The sequence below is a fragment of the Cryobacterium tepidiphilum genome, from assembly GCF_003716325.1.
GTDB lineage: Bacteria > Actinomycetota > Actinomycetes > Actinomycetales > Microbacteriaceae > Cryobacterium > Cryobacterium tepidiphilum.
In genome coordinates, this window is the sequence record NZ_RDSR01000010.1 from 19,778 (window position 1) to 35,654 (window position 15,877).

Consider the following 15,877-nt stretch of genomic DNA (forward strand, 5'->3'; position numbering starts at 1 on the left):
GCTGAATTTCGCGCCCCGGGAGAACATCATTTCCAGCACTCAGACGCCTGCGTCGGCTCCGTCCACCGATTCCGGCACCGCCGGAAAGGTCGACCGCTTCTTCGAGATCACCCGTCGCGGGTCGACGTGGGGGCGTGAGGTGCGCGGCGGCCTGGTGACGTTCGTCACCATGGCCTACATCGTCATCCTGAACCCGCTGATCCTCGGCGGGTTCAGCGCCGACCAGGCCGCCGTCGACGTCACCGGAGGATGGCTCCCCAACGCGCAGGTGGCCGCGGTCACGGCGCTCACCGCCGGCGTCATGACCATCCTGTTCGGGCTCGTCGCCCGCCTGCCCTTCGGGTTCGCCGCGGGCCTCGGCATCAACTCCTTCCTCGCCGCGAGCGTCGTCGGCGAACTGACCTGGGCCGAGGCGATGGGGCTCGTCGTCATCAACGGCCTCATCATCGTGCTGCTGTCCTCGACGGGCCTCCGCGCCATGATCTTCACCGCGGTGCCGCAGCAGCTGAAGCTCGCGATCACCGTGGGAATCGGCCTGTTCATCGCGTTCATCGGCCTCGTCGACTCCGGTTTCGTGCGTTCCAGCGGCCACCCCTCACCGCCCGTGCAGCTGGGCGAAAACGGATCCGTCGTGAGCCTGCCGACCACCGTCTTCGTGATCGGGCTCATCCTCATCGGCATCCTCATGGCCCGCCGGGTCAAGGCGGCACTCCTGATCGGCATCGTGGCGACCACGATCATCGCCGTCATCCTCGAGGCGATCTTCAAGGTCGGCCCCTCGCTCGGCACCAATCCGAACGGCTGGAACCTGAACGCACCCGTGCTGCCGTCGTCGATCGTCGCCGTGCCCGACCTCAGCCTGCTGGGCCAGGTCAGCTTCGGCGCCTTCGACCGCATCGGCGTCCTCGCTGCGGTGATGCTCATCTTCACCCTCGTCTTCACCAACTTCTTCGACGCAATGGGCACCATGACGGGCCTCGCGAACGAGGCCGGCCTCACCGACCAGAACGGCAACTTCCCGCGGCTGAAGTCGGCGCTGATCGTCGAGGGTGTCGGCGCCGTCGCCGGCGGCGCGGCATCCGCGTCGTCGAACACCGTCTTCATCGAGTCCGGCGCCGGCATCGGCGAAGGGGCGCGAACGGGCCTGGCCAACATGGTCACGGGTGTGCTGTTCCTGGCCGCCATGTTCTTCACACCGCTGACGCAGATCGTCCCGCTCGAGGTGGCCGGCGCGGCCCTCGTGATCGTGGGTGCGCTCATGGTCACCCAGATCCGCTACATCGACTTCGGCGACTTCTCCGTCGTGCTCCCGGTGTTCCTGACGATCCTGATCATGCCGCTCACCTACTCCATCGCGAACGGCATCGGCGCGGGCTTCATCAGCTGGGTGCTGGTGCGGTCGTTCTCGGGCCGCGCGAAAGAAGTCAGTCCGCTGCTCTGGATCGTCGCCGTGGGCTTCCTGGTCTACTTCGTGCGCGGCCCCGTCCAGGCCCTGCTGGGCGGCTGATCACCGCCGACAACGGATGCGAAAACGCCCTCCCGCGTTGCGGGAGGGCGTTTTCGATGCCGTCCGTTACAGGTTCACGTCGCCGGCGAGGTGCACCTGCACGCCGAGCTCGTGGAACAGGGCGGCCTTGGCCCGGAGAGCCTTGTCGGCGGTCTCGGCGTCGGGTGCGTAGACCACCTGAACGTGGTTGGCCTTGTGGCGTGCCATCAGCTGGTCGCGGGAGACCCCGTCGAGCACGGCGTGCATGATGGGCCACTGCGGGTCGGTCGCGTTCAGGCGCCGTTGGGTCTCCTCGTCGGGCAGCTCGACGACATGGCCGCGCCCGAGGTCGACGTGGAGCACGCCGTCCATCACGAACACGCGCGACCAGACGATCTCGCCCGGCTTCGAGACGCCCGAGAGGGTGCCGCCGCCGCGGGGGAAGAAGTGCGGCACCTGTCGCATGCTGTAGCTCTTGTCGTAGCCGCCGTTGTGCGAGGCGGGCACGGCGCCGGAGATCTCGAAGACCCACACGAACTCGCCGTCGTACTCCTCGCCCCAGCGCACATCGTGCAGCGTGTTGGCCGGGTCGAGCCCCATGGCGGTCCAGATGCGGTTGGTCACCAGTGCGTCGACGGCCACGCCCTCGTCCACCTCGTTGAAGTGGGGGAGCGCCTGCCCGGCGTAGAGCTCCCGGCTGCCGTCGCGCGAGAGCACCGGCGGGCGCTGCACGTTGTTCAGGAGTCCCTCGGCGAGGTCGCTCGCCGGCACGAGGTCCTTGAGGCCCTGCTGGTACTGGATGCCGACCGCGTCGAGTCCGAAGTCGTCCGCGATGCGGAGCGCCGCGATGTACATCGCGAACTGGCTGTGCACCTGGGCGGGCGTGAGCTCGGTCGCGTCGTCGGCGCCGAAGTGGAAGGTGAAGCCGACGCCGTCGAGCCAGGCGCGCACGGCATCCGCTTCGTCGTCGGTCACCTTCAGCATCTCCGCGTACAGGGCGCTCTGCGACAGGCGCTCTTTGTAGATGCCGAGCGGGTTGAGCAGCTCGTCGTCGATGATGGCGTTGTACATGCCCATGCAACCCTCGTCGAACACGCCGATGATGGCCTTCTCACGCTTGAGCTGGCGGGCGAGGGCGACGCCGAGCTCGACCTCGGGGGCGGCCGGGTCGAGCGCCGGCAGGTCGCGCACGTGGCTCTGGTCGTGCTCGATGATGCCGGTCTCGAGCCACGATTTCAGCTTTCCGAGTGCCCAGTCGTCGCTGAAGTCCTTGCTCCAGAGCGCCGAATAGCGGATGCCGGCCTTGGTCAGGCTGCCGGTCAGGTTCAGGAGGCCCACGAGACCCGGGAAGTCGCCCGCCCAGTTGGCGACGACGAGGATCGGCCCCTCGTGGCTGCGCAGCCCGGCCAGCACGTGGTGACTGTACTGCCACACCGCTTCGACGACGACGAGGGGTGCGTCCAACGGGATGTCCTTGAACACCTCGATGCCCATGCGCTGGCTGTCGATGAAACCGTGGCCCTTCACGGCGTCGACGTCGTGACCCCGGCGCACCTCCCAGCCGAGGCTCCGGACCGCGGTGGAGAAGTCGGACTCGAGCTGCTGCTGGGTCGGCCAGCTGGTCTCGTTGGCGACGGGCCGCAGGTCGCCGCTGGCAACGGTGTAGACGGTCTTGTCCGGCGCCGGTGCCGGACGCTTCTCGGCGGGGAGGGCGTAGCTGGTCATGCGTGCTCTGCTTTCTGCTGGGTCGATAGCAGAAGCGTCGCAGAAATCGATTTCAGCGTCAAGCTCCCCGGGTGCCCTGCCTCGTGTGTTCAACGTTCGTTGCTGAGCACGACCGTGCGTGGTGGCTCCTCGTCGCCGTTGATGCGCTCGAGCAGCATGCGCGCGGCCGTCTCGCCGAGGCGCCGGGCCGGCAGCGGGACGATCGAGATCCCGATCGGTGCGAGGGTCGGGAACGGGAGGTCCCCGAAACTGGCGATGCCGATCCCGGCCGTGGCGCGGCCGTTCTCGAAGAGCACCTGCAGGGCCCCGACGCTCATCAGATTGTTCGCCACGAACACGGCGTCGGGTGGAACCGGAAGGGCCAGCAACTCCGACATGGCCCGGCGGCCGCCCCCCACCCGGAAGTCGGCGTGGCGAAGGTATGGCCCCGGAATGCCGCCGCGCGCCCGCACGGTCTCCTCCCAGCCGGCCGCGCGCTCCCGGGCGGTCGCCACATCCGCCGGCCCGGTGATGCAGGCGACGATGCTGTGGCCGCGCTCGTACAGGGCCGTGGTTGCGGCGCGTCCGCCGCCGATGTTGTCGACGAGCACGGTGTCGACCTCGACCCCGAGCGGTGCCCGGTCCACTGCCACCACCGGGCGGCCCCGCTCGGTGTGCCGATCCACGTCGGCCTGGTCGCCCGCGGTGGCGAGGATGATGCCTGCCATGTTCTCGGACGCCGCGATGTCGAGGTAGCGCGCCTCCTTCACCGGGTCGTCGTCGGTGTTGCAGAGGACCACCGAGTAGCCGGCCGCCTGCGCGACGTCTTCGACGCCGCGCGCCATGGCGGTGAAGAACGGGTTCTCGATGTCGGGGATGACCAGGGCGATCACCACCGAGCTCTGCATTCGGAGGGAGCGCGCGGTGCGGCTGGGCGTGAACGACAGCTGCTCGGCGGCGTCGCGCACCAGCCGGGCCTTCTCCGGCGACACGTTCACGCCGTTGAGCACGCGGGACACGGTGGCGGGGGAGACGCCGGCGAGCGCCGCAACCTCATAGATGGTCGGCATCGGGTCCTTGCGGTGATTAGGGGAACGGCAGGGCGGGGTCGCGGTCGGCCGCCACCTCGACGCTCACCTTACAGCGCCACAGATTAGGCTGGAGGGGTCCTACATCCCCCAGGCGACGGAGCCAGTGTGTCAACGAAAGCGTCAGATCTGTCCACTTCAAGCGACGGGGAAACCCCCGAGGTCTTCGACAAGCAGGAGGCGGTGGCCGTCACGCCGGGTTTCCGCGTCGAGAGCGACTCGCTCGGACCGCTGGAGGTTCCGGAGGACGCGTACTGGGGCGTGCACACCAAGCGGGCGATGGACAACTTCCCGATCGCCAAGCGGCCCATCTCCGTCTACCCGGACTTCATCACCGCGCTCGCATCGGTGAAGCAGGCGTGCGCGCGCGCCAACGAGGAGATCGGCGCTCTCTCGGCCGAGAAGGCCGGCTGGATCGACGCCGCCTGCCAGGAGATCATCGACGGGCAGCACCACGAGCAGTTCGTGGTCGGCGTCATCCAGGGCGGCGCTGGCACGTCGACGAACATGAACGCCAACGAGGTCATCTGCAACCTCGCGCTGGAGCGCGCCGGTTTCGCGAAGGGCCGGTACGACGTGCTCAGCCCGCTCGACCACGTAAACCGGAGCCAGTCCACCAACGACACGTACCCCACCTCGATCAAGATCGCGCTGTCGTTCTCGCTGCAGAACCTGCTCACCGAACTCAAGGCGCTGCAGGGCGCGTTCTCGGAGAAGGCCGTGCAGTTCGAGCACGTGCTGAAGGTCGGCCGCACCCAGCTGCAGGACGCGGTGCCGATGACGCTCGGCCAGGAGTTCCACGGGTTCGCGACGACGCTCGGTGAGGACTACGACCGTCTCACCGAGACCATCTGGCTGCTCGCCGAGATCAACCTCGGCGCTACGGCCATCGGCACGGGCATCACGACCGACCCCGGATACGCGGCTGCCGCCATCCGTCATCTCAACGAGATCACCGGGCTCAGCCTCGTGACCGCACCCGACCTCATCGAGTCGACGAGCGACGCCGGCAGCTTCATGTCGTTCAGCGCCAACCTCAAGCGCAGCGCCATCAAGCTCTCGAAGATCTGCAACGACCTGCGACTGCTGTCGTCGGGCCCGCAGGCGGGACTCGGCGAGATCAACCTCCCGCCCAAGCAGGCCGGATCGAGCATCATGCCCGGCAAGGTCAACCCCGTCATCCCCGAGGTCGTCAACCAGGTGGCGTTCGCCGTGGCCGGGTCGGATGTGACGGTCACGATGGCCGCCGAGGGCGGGCAGCTGCAGCTGAACGCCTTCGAGCCCGTCATCGCACACTCCCTGCTGCAGAGCCTCACCTGGATGACGCAGGCCATGTGGACCCTCAGGGTGAACTGCATCGAGGGGATCACGGCCAACGAGGACCGCCTGCAGTCGATGGTGGGCTCGAGTGTCGGCGTGATCACCGCCCTGATCCCGCACATCGGCTACTCCGCGGCCGCCGCCCTCGCCAAGACCGCACTCTTGACCGGCCGGAACGTCGCCGACCTCGTCGTCGAGGCGAGGCTGATGAGCCGGGAGGACGTCATGCGTGAGCTCGAGCCGGCGCGGCTTTCGGGTGTCGTGGCGAGCCCGGCGACGAGCTCGGTGCCCATCATCGAGTAGCGGATCGCGGCGGCGAGCCGGCGCCACGTGGATGGCACGGGGCGGGTCCGTCAGATCTCGCGGCAGTGGATCGTGAGCATGCCGATCTTGTCGATGGACACCGTGACCGTCGCGCCGTCGCGCAGGAAGACCGGGGGTTTCCGGCTGTAGCCGGCGCCGCCGGGGCTGCCCGTGGAGATCAGGGTGCCCGGGAGGAGCGTGGAGGTCGTCGACAGCAGGGCGATGATCTCGGCGACGGTGCGCACCATGTCGCCGCTGGAGGCATCCTGCAGCAGGCGCCCGTCGACGTGGGTGGTGAGCCACACGTCCTGCGGGTCCCCGATCTCATCCGCTGTGACGACGACGGGCCCGGTGGGCGTGAACCCGTCGAACGACTTGCACCGGGACCACTGCGCCTCGGAGAACTGCAGGTCGCGGGCCGTGATGTCGTTCACGACGGTGTAGCCGAAGACGTGGTCGAGCGCCCGCGAGACCGGCACGTTGCGCGCGGCCCGCCCGATGATCACCCCGAGCTCGGCCTCGTAGTCCACCTGCTTCGCCAGGTCGCTGGGCCAGGTCACCGTCGATTCGTGCCCGGTGAGCGAATTCGGCCAGAGCGAGAAGACGGTCATCGCCGTCTCTGAGCGGAGCTTCAGCTCGCTGGCGTGCGCCGCGTAGTTCGCCCCGACCGCGATGATGGCGGGCGGCCGGAGAACGGCAGAGGCGTGGCGCAGCCCCTCCAGCGGGCGGAGCGCCGCGGGCGCGAGGGTGCGCACGGCGACGAGGGCTTCCGGGCCGCGCTCGATGAGATCCTGCAGGTCACGCGGCGCATCGTGCATCACCTCGTCGAGGAAGAACGCCTCGTCGTCGGCGACGACGGCCAGGCGCGGTGTGGAGTCACCGTCGACCCTGAGGTGCGCAAGCTTCACGCCTCCACCCTAGCCTCGGGCCTGCCGGGCCGCCCGGCCGGTTACCCTTGCCGTGTGACTGAAACCGCCGACGTCGTCCGCCTCCTCACCGACGCGCTCCCGCACGCGACGAGCACCGACCCGGCCGATCTCGCCGCCAGCCGGGTGGACCAGTCCGGGTGGGTGGCCGACGGCACCCCGCTGGCCGTCGTGCACGCGACTGGCATCGACGACGTGCAGGCCACCCTGCGCATCGCCTCCCAGACCGGCACACCGGTGGTCACCCGCGGTGCGGGCACGGGGCTGGCCGGGGGAGGCTGCGGCAGCGCCGGGACCATCGTGCTGAGCGTGGCCGGCATGAACCGGATCCTCGAGATCCGGCCCGAGGACGAACTGGCCGTTGTGCAACCCGGCGTGGTCAACGGCGACCTGAATGATGCGCTCGCCGAATACGGCCTCTGGTTCACGCCCGACCCGGCCAGCCGCGCCATCTCATCCGTCGGCGGGAACATCGCCACGAATGCTGGCGGCCTGCTCTGCGCCAAGTACGGGGTGACCCGTGAGGCGGTGCTCGGGCTGAAGGTCGTGCTCGCCGACGGGCGGCTGCTGGAGACCGGTCACCGCACGGTGAAGGGCGTGACCGGCTACGACCTCACCGCCCTCCTCACCGGGTCGGAGGGCACCCTGGGCGTCATCGTGGAGGCGACCGTGCGCGCCCGGTCGCGGCCGGCCGGCGCCGTGTCGACCCTGGGCGCTGTGTTCCCGGATGCCGCGGCGGCGGCGCACGCGTCGGCCCGCGTCACCGCGGCGGGGCTCCGGCCCGCGGTCATGGAGATCATCGATGAGAAGGCGCTCGCGGCCATCGCGGCGCACCTCGGCTCCTCGGGTCTTGACGGCCTTCCGCTGGACGGCGGCGCGTACCTCCTGCTGCAGACCGACGGGCCGGCAGCCGCCGACGAGGCCGGGCAGGCGGCCGACGTGCTGCGGGCGGCCGGCAGCGACCCGCAGGTCTCGGCGGATGACGCATCCGCCGATCGGCTCCTGGCCATCCGGCGTTCCGTGCATCCGGCTCTCGCCGCCCAGGGGCAGGTGCTGATCGAGGACGTGTCGGTGCCTCGCTCACGGATGGCGGAGATGTTCCGGGTGATCGACGACATCAGCGCCCGCACCGGCATCCCCATCCCCACCGTCGCGCACGCTGGTGACGGCAACCTGCACCCGAACTTCGTGATACCGGTCGACCCGGACGCCCCGGTCGACGCCTCGTTCGTTCCCGACGAGGTCTGGGAGGCGGCGGGGGAGCTGTTCCGGGCGGCGCTCGAGCTCGGCGGCACGCTCACTGGGGAGCACGGTGTGGGCGTGCTCAAGCGGCGGTGGCTGGCTGACGAGCTCGGCGAGACCGGCTACGACCTGCAGCGGCAGCTGAAGGCCGTGTTCGATCCGCAGGGCATCCTGAACCCCGGCACGATGTTCCCGCCGGAGGCCGTGCGGCCCGCGTGACGCGAGCCGAAACCACCCGGGCGAGGGCGTCATCCGCTGTACTGCCGCCTGACAGGAAGAACTCGCTGCCCGGTGGTGTGACACTGTCGACAACGCTCCCGGTGCAGCGAGTTCATCTGTTAATAGGGTGCACCCCGGGGTGCCATCCGCGCAAGGAAAATCTTGCCCGGGGTGCATACGGCGCCGGAATCGGCTTGGATGGAGGAATGACCGACATGAACTCCAAGCCCGAACTCGACGCTCCCGAGGGCCCCGCGCCCGAAGACCTGGTGATCGAGGACATCGTCGTGGGAACCGGTGAGGACGCTGCTCCCGGATCGACCGTGGACGTGCACTACCTCGGCGTCGAGTACGACACCGGCGACGAGTTCGACTCGTCGTGGAGCCGCGGCCAGTCGATCAACTTCCCGCTCCGCTCCCTCATCGCCGGCTGGCAGGAGGGCATCCCCGGCATGAAGGTCGGCGGCCGCCGCAAGCTCGTCGTTCCCCCCCGCATGGCGTACGGTCCGGCCGGTTCCGGCCACCGGCTCGGCGGCAAGACCCTCATCTTCGTCATCGACCTGCTGGGCGTCAGCTAGACCCGATGATCTCCACCGGGCTGGCGCGCGCGCTGCAGGAGGCGGGACTGCACTGGCATCCCGCCTCCGGCGATGCCTTCCGCATCGAGCGCCCCGGTTTCGAAGCGGACGTCTTCACGGTCAGTGACATGACCATCGAGCCGCACGAGTTCGACACCGGCACCATCCTCGGGTTCAACGGCACCACCGAGTGGGCGCTCGACTCGCTCGCCCTCGAAGACGCGTTGTGGCTGCCGCGGGAGGACCAGCTCCGTGACCTCCTCGGCGGCACCTTCCGCCTGCTGCGGCGGCTGCCGCAGGGCGAGTACGCGGTGGAGGCCGAGCTCGGAGGCGACGTGACCGAGTACCGGGGACCGAACCCGGCCGACGCCTACGCGGAGGCGCTGCTGGCGCTCGTCGCGCATTCCGGGGGGAACCGGGCCGGATGACCTTGTCTGTCCCGGTCGGGGGGACTTCAATGAGGGCAGACCGCCCCCAAGGAAATCCAGAAGGGAACCACCGTGTCCGTTTCGAAACCGCACGTGCTCATCCTCGGCGGAGGCTATGTCGGCCTCTACACCGCGTGGGGGCTGCAGAAACAGCTCTCCGAGACCCCGATGAAGATCACGCTCGTGGAGCCGAACGCGTACATGACGTACCAGCCACTGCTTCCCGAGGTGGCGGGCGGCGAGATCGAGCCCCGCAATGTGACCGTCCAGCTGCGCCGGGCGCTTCGCAGAACGGATGTCGTGCGCGGCCGGCTCGACGCGCTGGACCGGCACGCGAAGACGGCGACCATCTCGTCGTTCGACGGTGAGACCCGGCAGATCGCCTACGACCAGGTAGTGTTCGCCCTGGGAGCGGTCACCCGCACGTTCCCCACGCCCGGCCTCGAGGAGAACGCCGTCGGCTTCAAGACCCTCGAGGAATCGCTGTACCTGCGCAACCGCGTTCTCGACAGCATCGCGCTCGCCGCGACCAGCACCGACCCGGCCGAACGTGCCCGGGCGCTCACCTTCGTCTTCATCGGCGGGGGATACACCGGCGTCGAGGCGGTCGCCGAGCTCAGCGACCTCTCGAAGATCGCCATCCGCCTGTACCCGCGCCTGGACGAGTCCGACCTGAACTGGGTGCTCCTCGAGGCGGCCGACCGGGTGGCCGCTGAGGTCGGGCCGGAGCTGTCGACCTGGACGCTGCAGCACCTGCGCAGCCGCGGGATCGACGTGCGCCTGAAGACCACGATGAAGTCGTGCATCGACGGGCAGGTAGTGCTGAGCGACGGCGACTCCTTCGCCTCCGACACCATCGTCTGGACCGCGGGCATGACCCCGAACCCGGTCCTGGACGACACCGACGTGCCACGCGGCCCCAAGGGGCACGTGAACGCGAACGCCAGACTCCAGGTGATCGAGGAAGACGGCACCGTCGTCGAGGGCGCGTGGGCCGCGGGCGACAACGCCCAGGTTCCCGACCTCACGGCCGACAAGCAACCGGCCTACTACCCGCCGAACGCGCAGAACGCGGTGCGGCAGGCGAAGCTGCTGGCCAAGAACATCGTCGCCTCGCTGCGCGGCGTAGAGGTCGAGGAGTACCGGCATGAGTCGCTCGGCACCCTCGCCAGCTACGGGGTGGGCAAGGGGGCGGCCGTCGTGCTGGGCGTCAAGCTCCGGGGCCTGCCGGCGTGGCTTGTCGACCGGGCGTACCACGGCATGGCCATGCCCACGCTCTCCAGAAAGTTCCGGATCTTCTCCGGCTGGGTGATCAACTGCTTCGTGCCGCGGGACGTGACCCCGATGACGGCCACGGAGACGCCCAGGAAGGCGTTCGTGCGCAGCATGCAGGAGACGCAGAAGCCCGACGACAACGGCGAGAAGCACGACCAGTAGCGCGGCCCCCGATGTCCCCCCCTCTCCCCGTGAGGGGTCACCTTTACCTAGTGCTGACGGGTGTGGACTAGGTAAAGGTGACCCCTCACCGCGCGGAAGCGGGCCGGCGGCCGGGCGAGACGTGTGGCAGCCGGGGGAGGGGGCGGGAATAGCGCCCTCCGGGAGCCGGTTGCTGCAGGGGTGACTTCCGAATTAGCCCTGTCGGTACTCGACCTCATTCCCGTTCGCAGCAACCAGTCGTCGGCCGACGCGGTCGCGGCATCCGTTGCCCTGGCCAGACGGGCCGACGAACTCGGCTACCGGCGGTACTGGGTGGCCGAGCACCACAACATGGTGTCGGTCGCGTCGACGAACCCGCCGGTGCTGATCGGCATCATCGCCGCGAACACGCGTGACATCCGGGTGGGCTCCGGCGGAGTCATGCTGCCGAACCACTCGCCGCTCGTCGTCGCCGAGCAGTTCGCCATCCTCGAGGCGGCGTTCCCTGGCCGCATCGACCTCGGCCTCGGGCGGGCACCGGGCAGCGACCCAGTCATCACGTCGTTCCTCCGTTCCTCTGGCGCGGTCAGCGACGTCGACGCCTTCCCGAACAACGTGCAGGACATTGCCGCCCTGCTCGACCCCGACGGCGCGGCGCTCCGCCTCACCTCCGGCCAGGAATACGGCCTGCGGGCGACACCACGCGCACGGTCGGCCGCGGCCCTGTGGCTGCTCGGCTCCAGTGACTACTCCGCCCGGCTCGCGGCACGGCTCGGCATGCCGTACGTCTTCGCGCACCACTTCGCCGGCGAGAACGCCGAGCGCATCATCGGGCTGTACCGCAGCGGGTTCGTCCCGGCGCAGCCCGGCGACGCCCCCCGCACCTTCCTCACCCTCAACGTCTCCGTCGCCGACACCGCCGACGAGGCGCTCGCACGTGCGCTCCCGCAGCTGCAGAGCATGGCCCGTCTGCGAAGCGGCGCTCCGATGCTCCCGCTGGCGACCGTGGAGGAGGCGCAGGCCTCGACGATGACTCCGCAGCAGGAGCAGCTGATGCAGGGCATGCGCGAGAAGTGGGTCATCGGCACGCCGACGGATGCCGCCGCCCGCATCCGCGAACTGGCCGCCGACTTCGGCGTCGACGAGGTCATGGTGGTGCCTGGCGCGTCAGCGCACGCCACCGACCCGGCGACGTCGTCGCCCGCCCGGGAACGGGCCCTGGAGCTGCTGGCAGGCGAGCTGCTCGGCCAGTCGGCGCGGAGTTAGCGGTCGCGGGATCCGGCGGACTTCACCCGGTCGACCAGTTCCCGCCACGGCCCTTGCACTTCGGGTTCGGCCAGCACCACCTCGTGCGGCGCACAGCGGATGCGGTAGAGGAACCGATCGGGCGCTGAGGGCCTCTCGCCGACCTCGTCCCACGGCAGCGAGGTGAGGAACGCGCGCCACTCCTGGGGGTCCGGCTGCTCGTCGACCTGCACTTCCCAGGTGAGACGGATGCCGGCGACACCGCCGCTGCGCGACACGACCACCTTCATGCCGTGATGCTACTCCGCCGCCCCACCCACGTCGACGCCGACGGTCGTCCACGCCTCCCGGGTGGCGGCGTGCTCCCGCGAACCGTCGCCGAAGCGGCGGGCGGCTGCGTCGAGGGTGGCGCGGGCGAACCCGGCGAAGTCCACGTCGACGGCGAGCGATCCGCCGGTGAGCGTGTCGTACCAGATCTGGCCCGGGGACTCCCAGGCGACGCCGCCGAGGGCGTCGGCGAGGAGGAAGAACGCCCGGTTCGGAATGCCGGAGTTGAGGTGCACGCCACCGTTGTCATCCGTCGTCTCGACGTAGCCGGCCATTGTCGCGGGCTGCGGGTCCTTACCCAGCACGTCGTCGTCGTACGCCGTGCCCGGCGCCTTCATGGAGCGCAGGGCCACGCCCTGCACCTGGTCGGTGAAGAGCCCCTCGCCGATCAGCCAGCTCGCCTCGCTCGCCGACTGCCCCTTGGCGTGCTGCTCGACGAGCGACCCGAAGACATCCGACACGGATTCGTTCAGCGCACCCGACTGCCCCTGGTAGGTGAGGTTGGCGGAGAACTGCGTGACGCCATGGGTGAGCTCGTGGCCGATGACGTTCATGGAGATCGTGAACCGGTTGAACACCTCGCCGTCACCGTCACCGAACACCATCCGGCTGCCGTCCCAGAAGGCGTTGTCATAGCGCTGCCCGTAGTGCACCGAGGCGTCGAGGGGGAGCCCCTCACCGTCGATGGAGTTGCGGCCGAAGCGTTCCCAGTAGAGCGCGTACGTCTGGCCGAGCCCGGTGTAGGCCTCGTTGACGGCCGGATCGCCGACATCGGGCTGCCCTTCCGAGCGGATCAGCCGGCCCGGAAGATTCTCGTCGCCGCCGCAGTCGGAGATGCTGCGACGCGGCGAACCGGGTTCGGTCGCTTCGTCCGGCAGGAGGTTCGTCCTCGGTGGACGATACGGCCCACGGCCCCGGTCGCGGAGGGGGATGTCGCTCATCAGCGAGCGTTTCGCCGCCCGTGAGGCGGCCTGGAAGCGCGGGTCGTCGAGCTGAGCGATGCGCTGCAGCAGGTACGGCGGCACGATGCCGCAGTGTGCGTGTGGCGGTGAAAAGTGCGTGGGGAGCGTTGCGCCTGACATGGCCCGAGTCTGCCACCGGGCACGGACATTGGCACCGGCTCCACGCCGCAATGTGTCTGCTTCCGTAGACTCGCGCCATGCGTTTCGGAATTGTCATCCTCCCGCAGGACCCGTGGTCGGTCGCCCGTCGCACCTGGCAGGCGGCCGAGACTCTGGGCTTCGACCATGCCTGGACCTACGACCACCTGTCGTGGCGCTCCCTCGCCGACCAGCCGTGGCGGGCGACGATGCCCACCCTGACGGCCGCGGCCACCGTCACGTCTCGCATCCGCCTCGGCACCTTCGTCGCGTCGCCCAATTTCCGGCATCCGGTTCCGTTCGCGAAGGAGATCGCGACGGTGGACGACATCGCCGGGGGCCGCTTCCTGCTCGGCGTCGGCTCGGGCGGAACCGGCTTCGACGCCTTCGTGCTGGGGCAGCCTGAGTACACGCCGCCCCAGCGGCACGAACGCTTCGCCGAGTTCGTCAGCGGCCTGGACCGGCTGCTGCGGCATGAGGAGCCGGGAAGCGGCGGCATCAGCTTCGACGGCGCCTGGTACAGCGCGGTGAACGCCCGCATGGTGGGCCGCCCCGCCCAGGAGCCGCGCGTGCCGTTCGTCATCGCCGCGAACGGGCCCAAAGGGCTCAGGCTGGTGACCGAGTTCGGGGCCGGCTGGGTGACCACGGGCAAGGACGGCGCCGAGGGGGAGGACTGGTGGACTGCGGTGGCGACGCTTGTCGCCCGACTCGAGGATGCCGCCGAGCGGTCCGGCCGCGACCCGGGCACCATCGAGCGCCACCTTTCCCTCGACAGCGGCGGTTCGTACTCGCTGGAGAGCGTCGGCGCCTTCGAGGACGCCGTCGGGCGCGCCGAGCAACTCGGGTTCACCGATGTCATCAGCCACTGGCCCCGGTCGGAGGGCGTCTACGCGGGCCGCGAGGCCGTGCTGGATGAGGTCGCCGCTCGGTTCCTCGCCCGCTGAGGCCGGCTACGCGCCGCCGGCGCCGGTGTCGACGTCGGGACCGGCGTTCAGGTCGGGCCCGTCGCTCTCGGTGATGTTGATGCTGTCGTCGTCCGGGTCATCGGTTCCGGTGCGGGGAAGCACGGTGTCGGGCAACTTGTCGGGGCCGCCGGTCGCCTGGTAGTCGCCGATGTTCCCCGGCTCGGCGGCCAGGGCATCCGTCTCGTCGTTGCCGGATGGAGCGGTGTCGCTCATGGTTCCTCCTCGTCATGCCGTCGCGGAGCGCGGCCGTGGGTACGCCTTGTTGCGATCCAACCCCACGGCACCACGGGGGACAAGGGGGGAGCGTTCAGCGCCCCTGCGCCAGGAGGGTGCGCGCCCGCTGGACGCCGCGGGCCATGGTGAGCCCGAGGACGGCCAGCCCGATCGTGATCGGGTAGGCCATGAGCCGTTCGACGGTCCCGGGTTCGAAGCCTGCACCGAACTGGAAGACGGCCGTGGCCGCCAGGGAGACCAGCCCGCACGCCAGGAGGGCCCAGCTCGCCCGGCTGACATGGCGCCAACTCCACGCCGCCGCGACGAGTGAGAGCCCGCCTGCGACGAAGAACATGACCGCCCCCACGTAGTGCAGCAGCGGATTCAGGTCCTCCGGCACGAACCCGACGACGACAATCCCGGTGCCCGCGATGACGATGAGCACGCGGGTGATGACCGTCCAGAGCGGATGCGCCGCCGCGGCCGGCAGGATCAGCTTCGCGGCCACCCGGAACACGGCAGCATTCAGGAACAGGGCGCCCACGATCATGGCCACGCCCTGGAGCACGAATGACACATTCATCACCAGGTGCAGGGGAGAACAGACATCCCGCCCGGCGTAGACGCCGCAGTGCAGGGCGCCGAGATCGCTGATGTAGTTGAGCCTGCGGCTGTACGGCGCTGGCCCGGCCCACGCCGCGATGACGATCGCCTCGGCGATGAAGAACTGAAGCACGCTGACCTTGGCCCACGCGCCCACGAGTGTGCGGCTCGTGGCGAGGCTGAAGGCGAAAGCGCGGAGGGCGGGCATGGCCAGCGCCGTCGCCGCCGACTGTTCCGCCCCCGTCTGCCTCACCCGGCCAGTCAACCATGACGGTCGTGCCCGGTGGCAACTCTGCTAGACTCTTGAGGTTGCCGTCGAACGGCCGCGGATAAAGAGAGTTCAGGCATCCGGCCCCGGACACCGCGCAGTGAGAGAAAGGGGATCCCATCTATGGCACTCGAAGCAAATGCTAAGAAGGCGATCATCGAAGAGTACGCTACCCACCCAGGTGACACCGGATCCCCCGAGGTCCAGATCGCGATGCTTTCGCAGCGCATCAAGGACCTCACCGAGCACCTCAAGATGCACAAGCACGACCACCACTCGCGTCGTGGACTGCTGCTTCTGGTGGGCCAGCGTCGCCGTCTGCTCGGCTACCTCGCCGACGTCGACATCAACCGCTACCGTGCGCTCATCGAGCGCCTGGGGCTGCGTCGCTAGGCACCTCTTCGTTCGACAACGCGAACTTCTTGCGAGACGGGCCGTCACCTTCG

General features: G+C 69.4%; 16 protein-coding genes. 9 read left to right on the forward strand and 7 right to left on the reverse strand.

Annotated features, from left to right (window positions below; genetic code table 11):
* Positions 1–28 precede the first annotated feature (28 nt).
* Positions 29–1,507: an NCS2 family permease gene (locus EEJ31_RS07510; protein ID WP_123045690.1), complete on the forward strand. Its 1,479-nt coding sequence runs from the start codon at positions 29–31 to the stop codon at positions 1,505–1,507.
* A 66-nt stretch (positions 1,508–1,573) separates the two neighbouring features.
* On the opposite strand, the gene EEJ31_RS07515 is transcribed toward EEJ31_RS07510, so the two are convergent.
* Both EEJ31_RS07515 and EEJ31_RS07520 read right to left on the reverse strand, forming a co-directional pair.
* On the reverse strand, positions 1,574–3,211 hold the full coding sequence (locus EEJ31_RS07515) for a fucose isomerase (protein WP_123045691.1): 1,638 nt from the start codon (positions 3,209–3,211) through the stop codon (positions 1,574–1,576).
* An 89-nt stretch (positions 3,212–3,300) separates the two neighbouring features.
* Entirely contained in the window at positions 3,301–4,260 is a 960-nt protein-coding gene (locus EEJ31_RS07520) for a LacI family DNA-binding transcriptional regulator (protein ID WP_123045692.1), read from the reverse strand.
* 201 nt (positions 4,261–4,461) lie between these two features.
* Between EEJ31_RS07520 and EEJ31_RS07525 the strand changes: the two genes are divergently transcribed.
* Entirely contained in the window at positions 4,462–5,901 is a 1,440-nt protein-coding gene (locus EEJ31_RS07525; RefSeq protein WP_123045693.1) for an aspartate ammonia-lyase, read from the forward strand.
* Between the two features lie 50 nt (positions 5,902–5,951).
* Here the strand turns inward: EEJ31_RS07525 and EEJ31_RS07530 are convergent, their stop codons facing one another.
* A complete protein-coding gene (locus EEJ31_RS07530; protein ID WP_233563792.1) occupies positions 5,952–6,809 on the reverse strand; it encodes a fumarylacetoacetate hydrolase family protein in 858 nt (285 codons plus the stop codon).
* Positions 6,810–6,863: 54 nt separating this feature from the next.
* Between EEJ31_RS07530 and EEJ31_RS07535 the strand changes: the two genes are divergently transcribed.
* The 5 genes from EEJ31_RS07535 to EEJ31_RS07555 all read left to right on the forward strand — a co-directional run bounded on the left by EEJ31_RS07535 (position 6,864) and on the right by EEJ31_RS07555 (position 11,976).
* A complete protein-coding gene (locus EEJ31_RS07535) occupies positions 6,864–8,288 on the forward strand; it encodes an FAD-binding oxidoreductase (RefSeq protein WP_123045694.1) in 1,425 nt (474 codons plus the stop codon).
* Between the two features lie 206 nt (positions 8,289–8,494).
* Positions 8,495–8,866, forward strand: a complete 372-nt coding sequence (locus EEJ31_RS07540; RefSeq protein ID WP_199727302.1) for an FKBP-type peptidyl-prolyl cis-trans isomerase — start codon at positions 8,495–8,497, stop codon at positions 8,864–8,866.
* A 5-nt stretch (positions 8,867–8,871) separates the two neighbouring features.
* On the forward strand, positions 8,872–9,294 hold the full coding sequence (locus EEJ31_RS07545; protein ID WP_123045695.1) for a hypothetical protein: 423 nt from the start codon (positions 8,872–8,874) through the stop codon (positions 9,292–9,294).
* 72 nt (positions 9,295–9,366) lie between these two features.
* On the forward strand, positions 9,367–10,731 hold the full coding sequence (locus tag EEJ31_RS07550) for an NAD(P)/FAD-dependent oxidoreductase (RefSeq protein ID WP_123045696.1): 1,365 nt from the start codon (positions 9,367–9,369) through the stop codon (positions 10,729–10,731).
* A 180-nt stretch (positions 10,732–10,911) separates the two neighbouring features.
* Complete coding sequence (locus tag EEJ31_RS07555; RefSeq protein WP_123045697.1) at positions 10,912–11,976, forward strand: LLM class flavin-dependent oxidoreductase; 1,065 nt, start codon at positions 10,912–10,914, stop codon at positions 11,974–11,976.
* On the opposite strand, the gene EEJ31_RS07560 is transcribed toward EEJ31_RS07555, so the two are convergent.
* Both EEJ31_RS07560 and EEJ31_RS07565 read right to left on the reverse strand, forming a co-directional pair.
* On the reverse strand, positions 11,973–12,245 hold the full coding sequence (locus EEJ31_RS07560) for a protealysin inhibitor emfourin (protein ID WP_123045698.1): 273 nt from the start codon (positions 12,243–12,245) through the stop codon (positions 11,973–11,975). The genes EEJ31_RS07555 and EEJ31_RS07560 overlap by 4 nt on opposite strands.
* A gap of 9 nt (positions 12,246–12,254) precedes the next feature.
* On the reverse strand, positions 12,255–13,364 hold the full coding sequence (locus EEJ31_RS07565; RefSeq protein WP_123045699.1) for a M4 family metallopeptidase: 1,110 nt from the start codon (positions 13,362–13,364) through the stop codon (positions 12,255–12,257).
* A gap of 77 nt (positions 13,365–13,441) precedes the next feature.
* Between EEJ31_RS07565 and EEJ31_RS07570 the strand changes: the two genes are divergently transcribed.
* A complete protein-coding gene (locus EEJ31_RS07570; RefSeq protein ID WP_123045700.1) occupies positions 13,442–14,326 on the forward strand; it encodes an LLM class flavin-dependent oxidoreductase in 885 nt (294 codons plus the stop codon).
* A gap of 6 nt (positions 14,327–14,332) precedes the next feature.
* On the opposite strand, the gene EEJ31_RS07575 is transcribed toward EEJ31_RS07570, so the two are convergent.
* Together EEJ31_RS07575 and EEJ31_RS07580 are read right to left on the reverse strand one after the other, a co-directional pair.
* The gene (locus EEJ31_RS07575) at positions 14,333–14,560 is read right to left on the reverse strand and encodes a hypothetical protein (protein ID WP_123045701.1); all 228 of its coding nucleotides are present in this window, start codon (positions 14,558–14,560) and stop codon (positions 14,333–14,335) included.
* 94 nt (positions 14,561–14,654) lie between these two features.
* Positions 14,655–15,416: a DUF998 domain-containing protein gene (locus EEJ31_RS07580; protein WP_233563793.1), complete on the reverse strand. Its 762-nt coding sequence runs from the start codon at positions 15,414–15,416 to the stop codon at positions 14,655–14,657.
* Positions 15,417–15,554: 138 nt separating this feature from the next.
* Here EEJ31_RS07580 and rpsO point away from each other — a divergent pair, with 138 nt between their 5' ends.
* Complete coding sequence (gene rpsO, locus EEJ31_RS07585) at positions 15,555–15,824, forward strand: 30S ribosomal protein S15 (protein WP_123045702.1); 270 nt, start codon at positions 15,555–15,557, stop codon at positions 15,822–15,824.
* Positions 15,825–15,877: the final 53 nt, after the last annotated feature.

Bases quoted from the DNA above. Each gene is read 5' to 3' on its own strand.
- EEJ31_RS07515 (WP_123045691.1), bottom strand. From the start codon at position 3,211: ATGACCAGCTACGCCCTCCCCGCCGAGAAGCGTCCGGCACCGGCGCCG.
- EEJ31_RS07520 (WP_123045692.1), bottom strand. From the start codon at position 4,260: ATGCCGACCATCTATGAGGTTGCGGCGCTCGCCGGCGTCTCCCCCGCC.
- EEJ31_RS07540 (WP_199727302.1), top strand. From the start codon at position 8,495: ATGACCGACATGAACTCCAAGCCCGAACTCGACGCTCCCGAGGGCCCC.
- EEJ31_RS07545 (WP_123045695.1), top strand. From the start codon at position 8,872: ATGATCTCCACCGGGCTGGCGCGCGCGCTGCAGGAGGCGGGACTGCAC.
- EEJ31_RS07560 (WP_123045698.1), bottom strand. From the start codon at position 12,245: ATGAAGGTGGTCGTGTCGCGCAGCGGCGGTGTCGCCGGCATCCGTCTC.
- EEJ31_RS07565 (WP_123045699.1), bottom strand. From the start codon at position 13,364: ATGTCAGGCGCAACGCTCCCCACGCACTTTTCACCGCCACACGCACAC.
- EEJ31_RS07570 (WP_123045700.1), top strand. From the start codon at position 13,442: ATGCGTTTCGGAATTGTCATCCTCCCGCAGGACCCGTGGTCGGTCGCC.
- EEJ31_RS07575 (WP_123045701.1), bottom strand. From the start codon at position 14,560: ATGAGCGACACCGCTCCATCCGGCAACGACGAGACGGATGCCCTGGCC.
- rpsO (WP_123045702.1), top strand. From the start codon at position 15,555: ATGGCACTCGAAGCAAATGCTAAGAAGGCGATCATCGAAGAGTACGCT.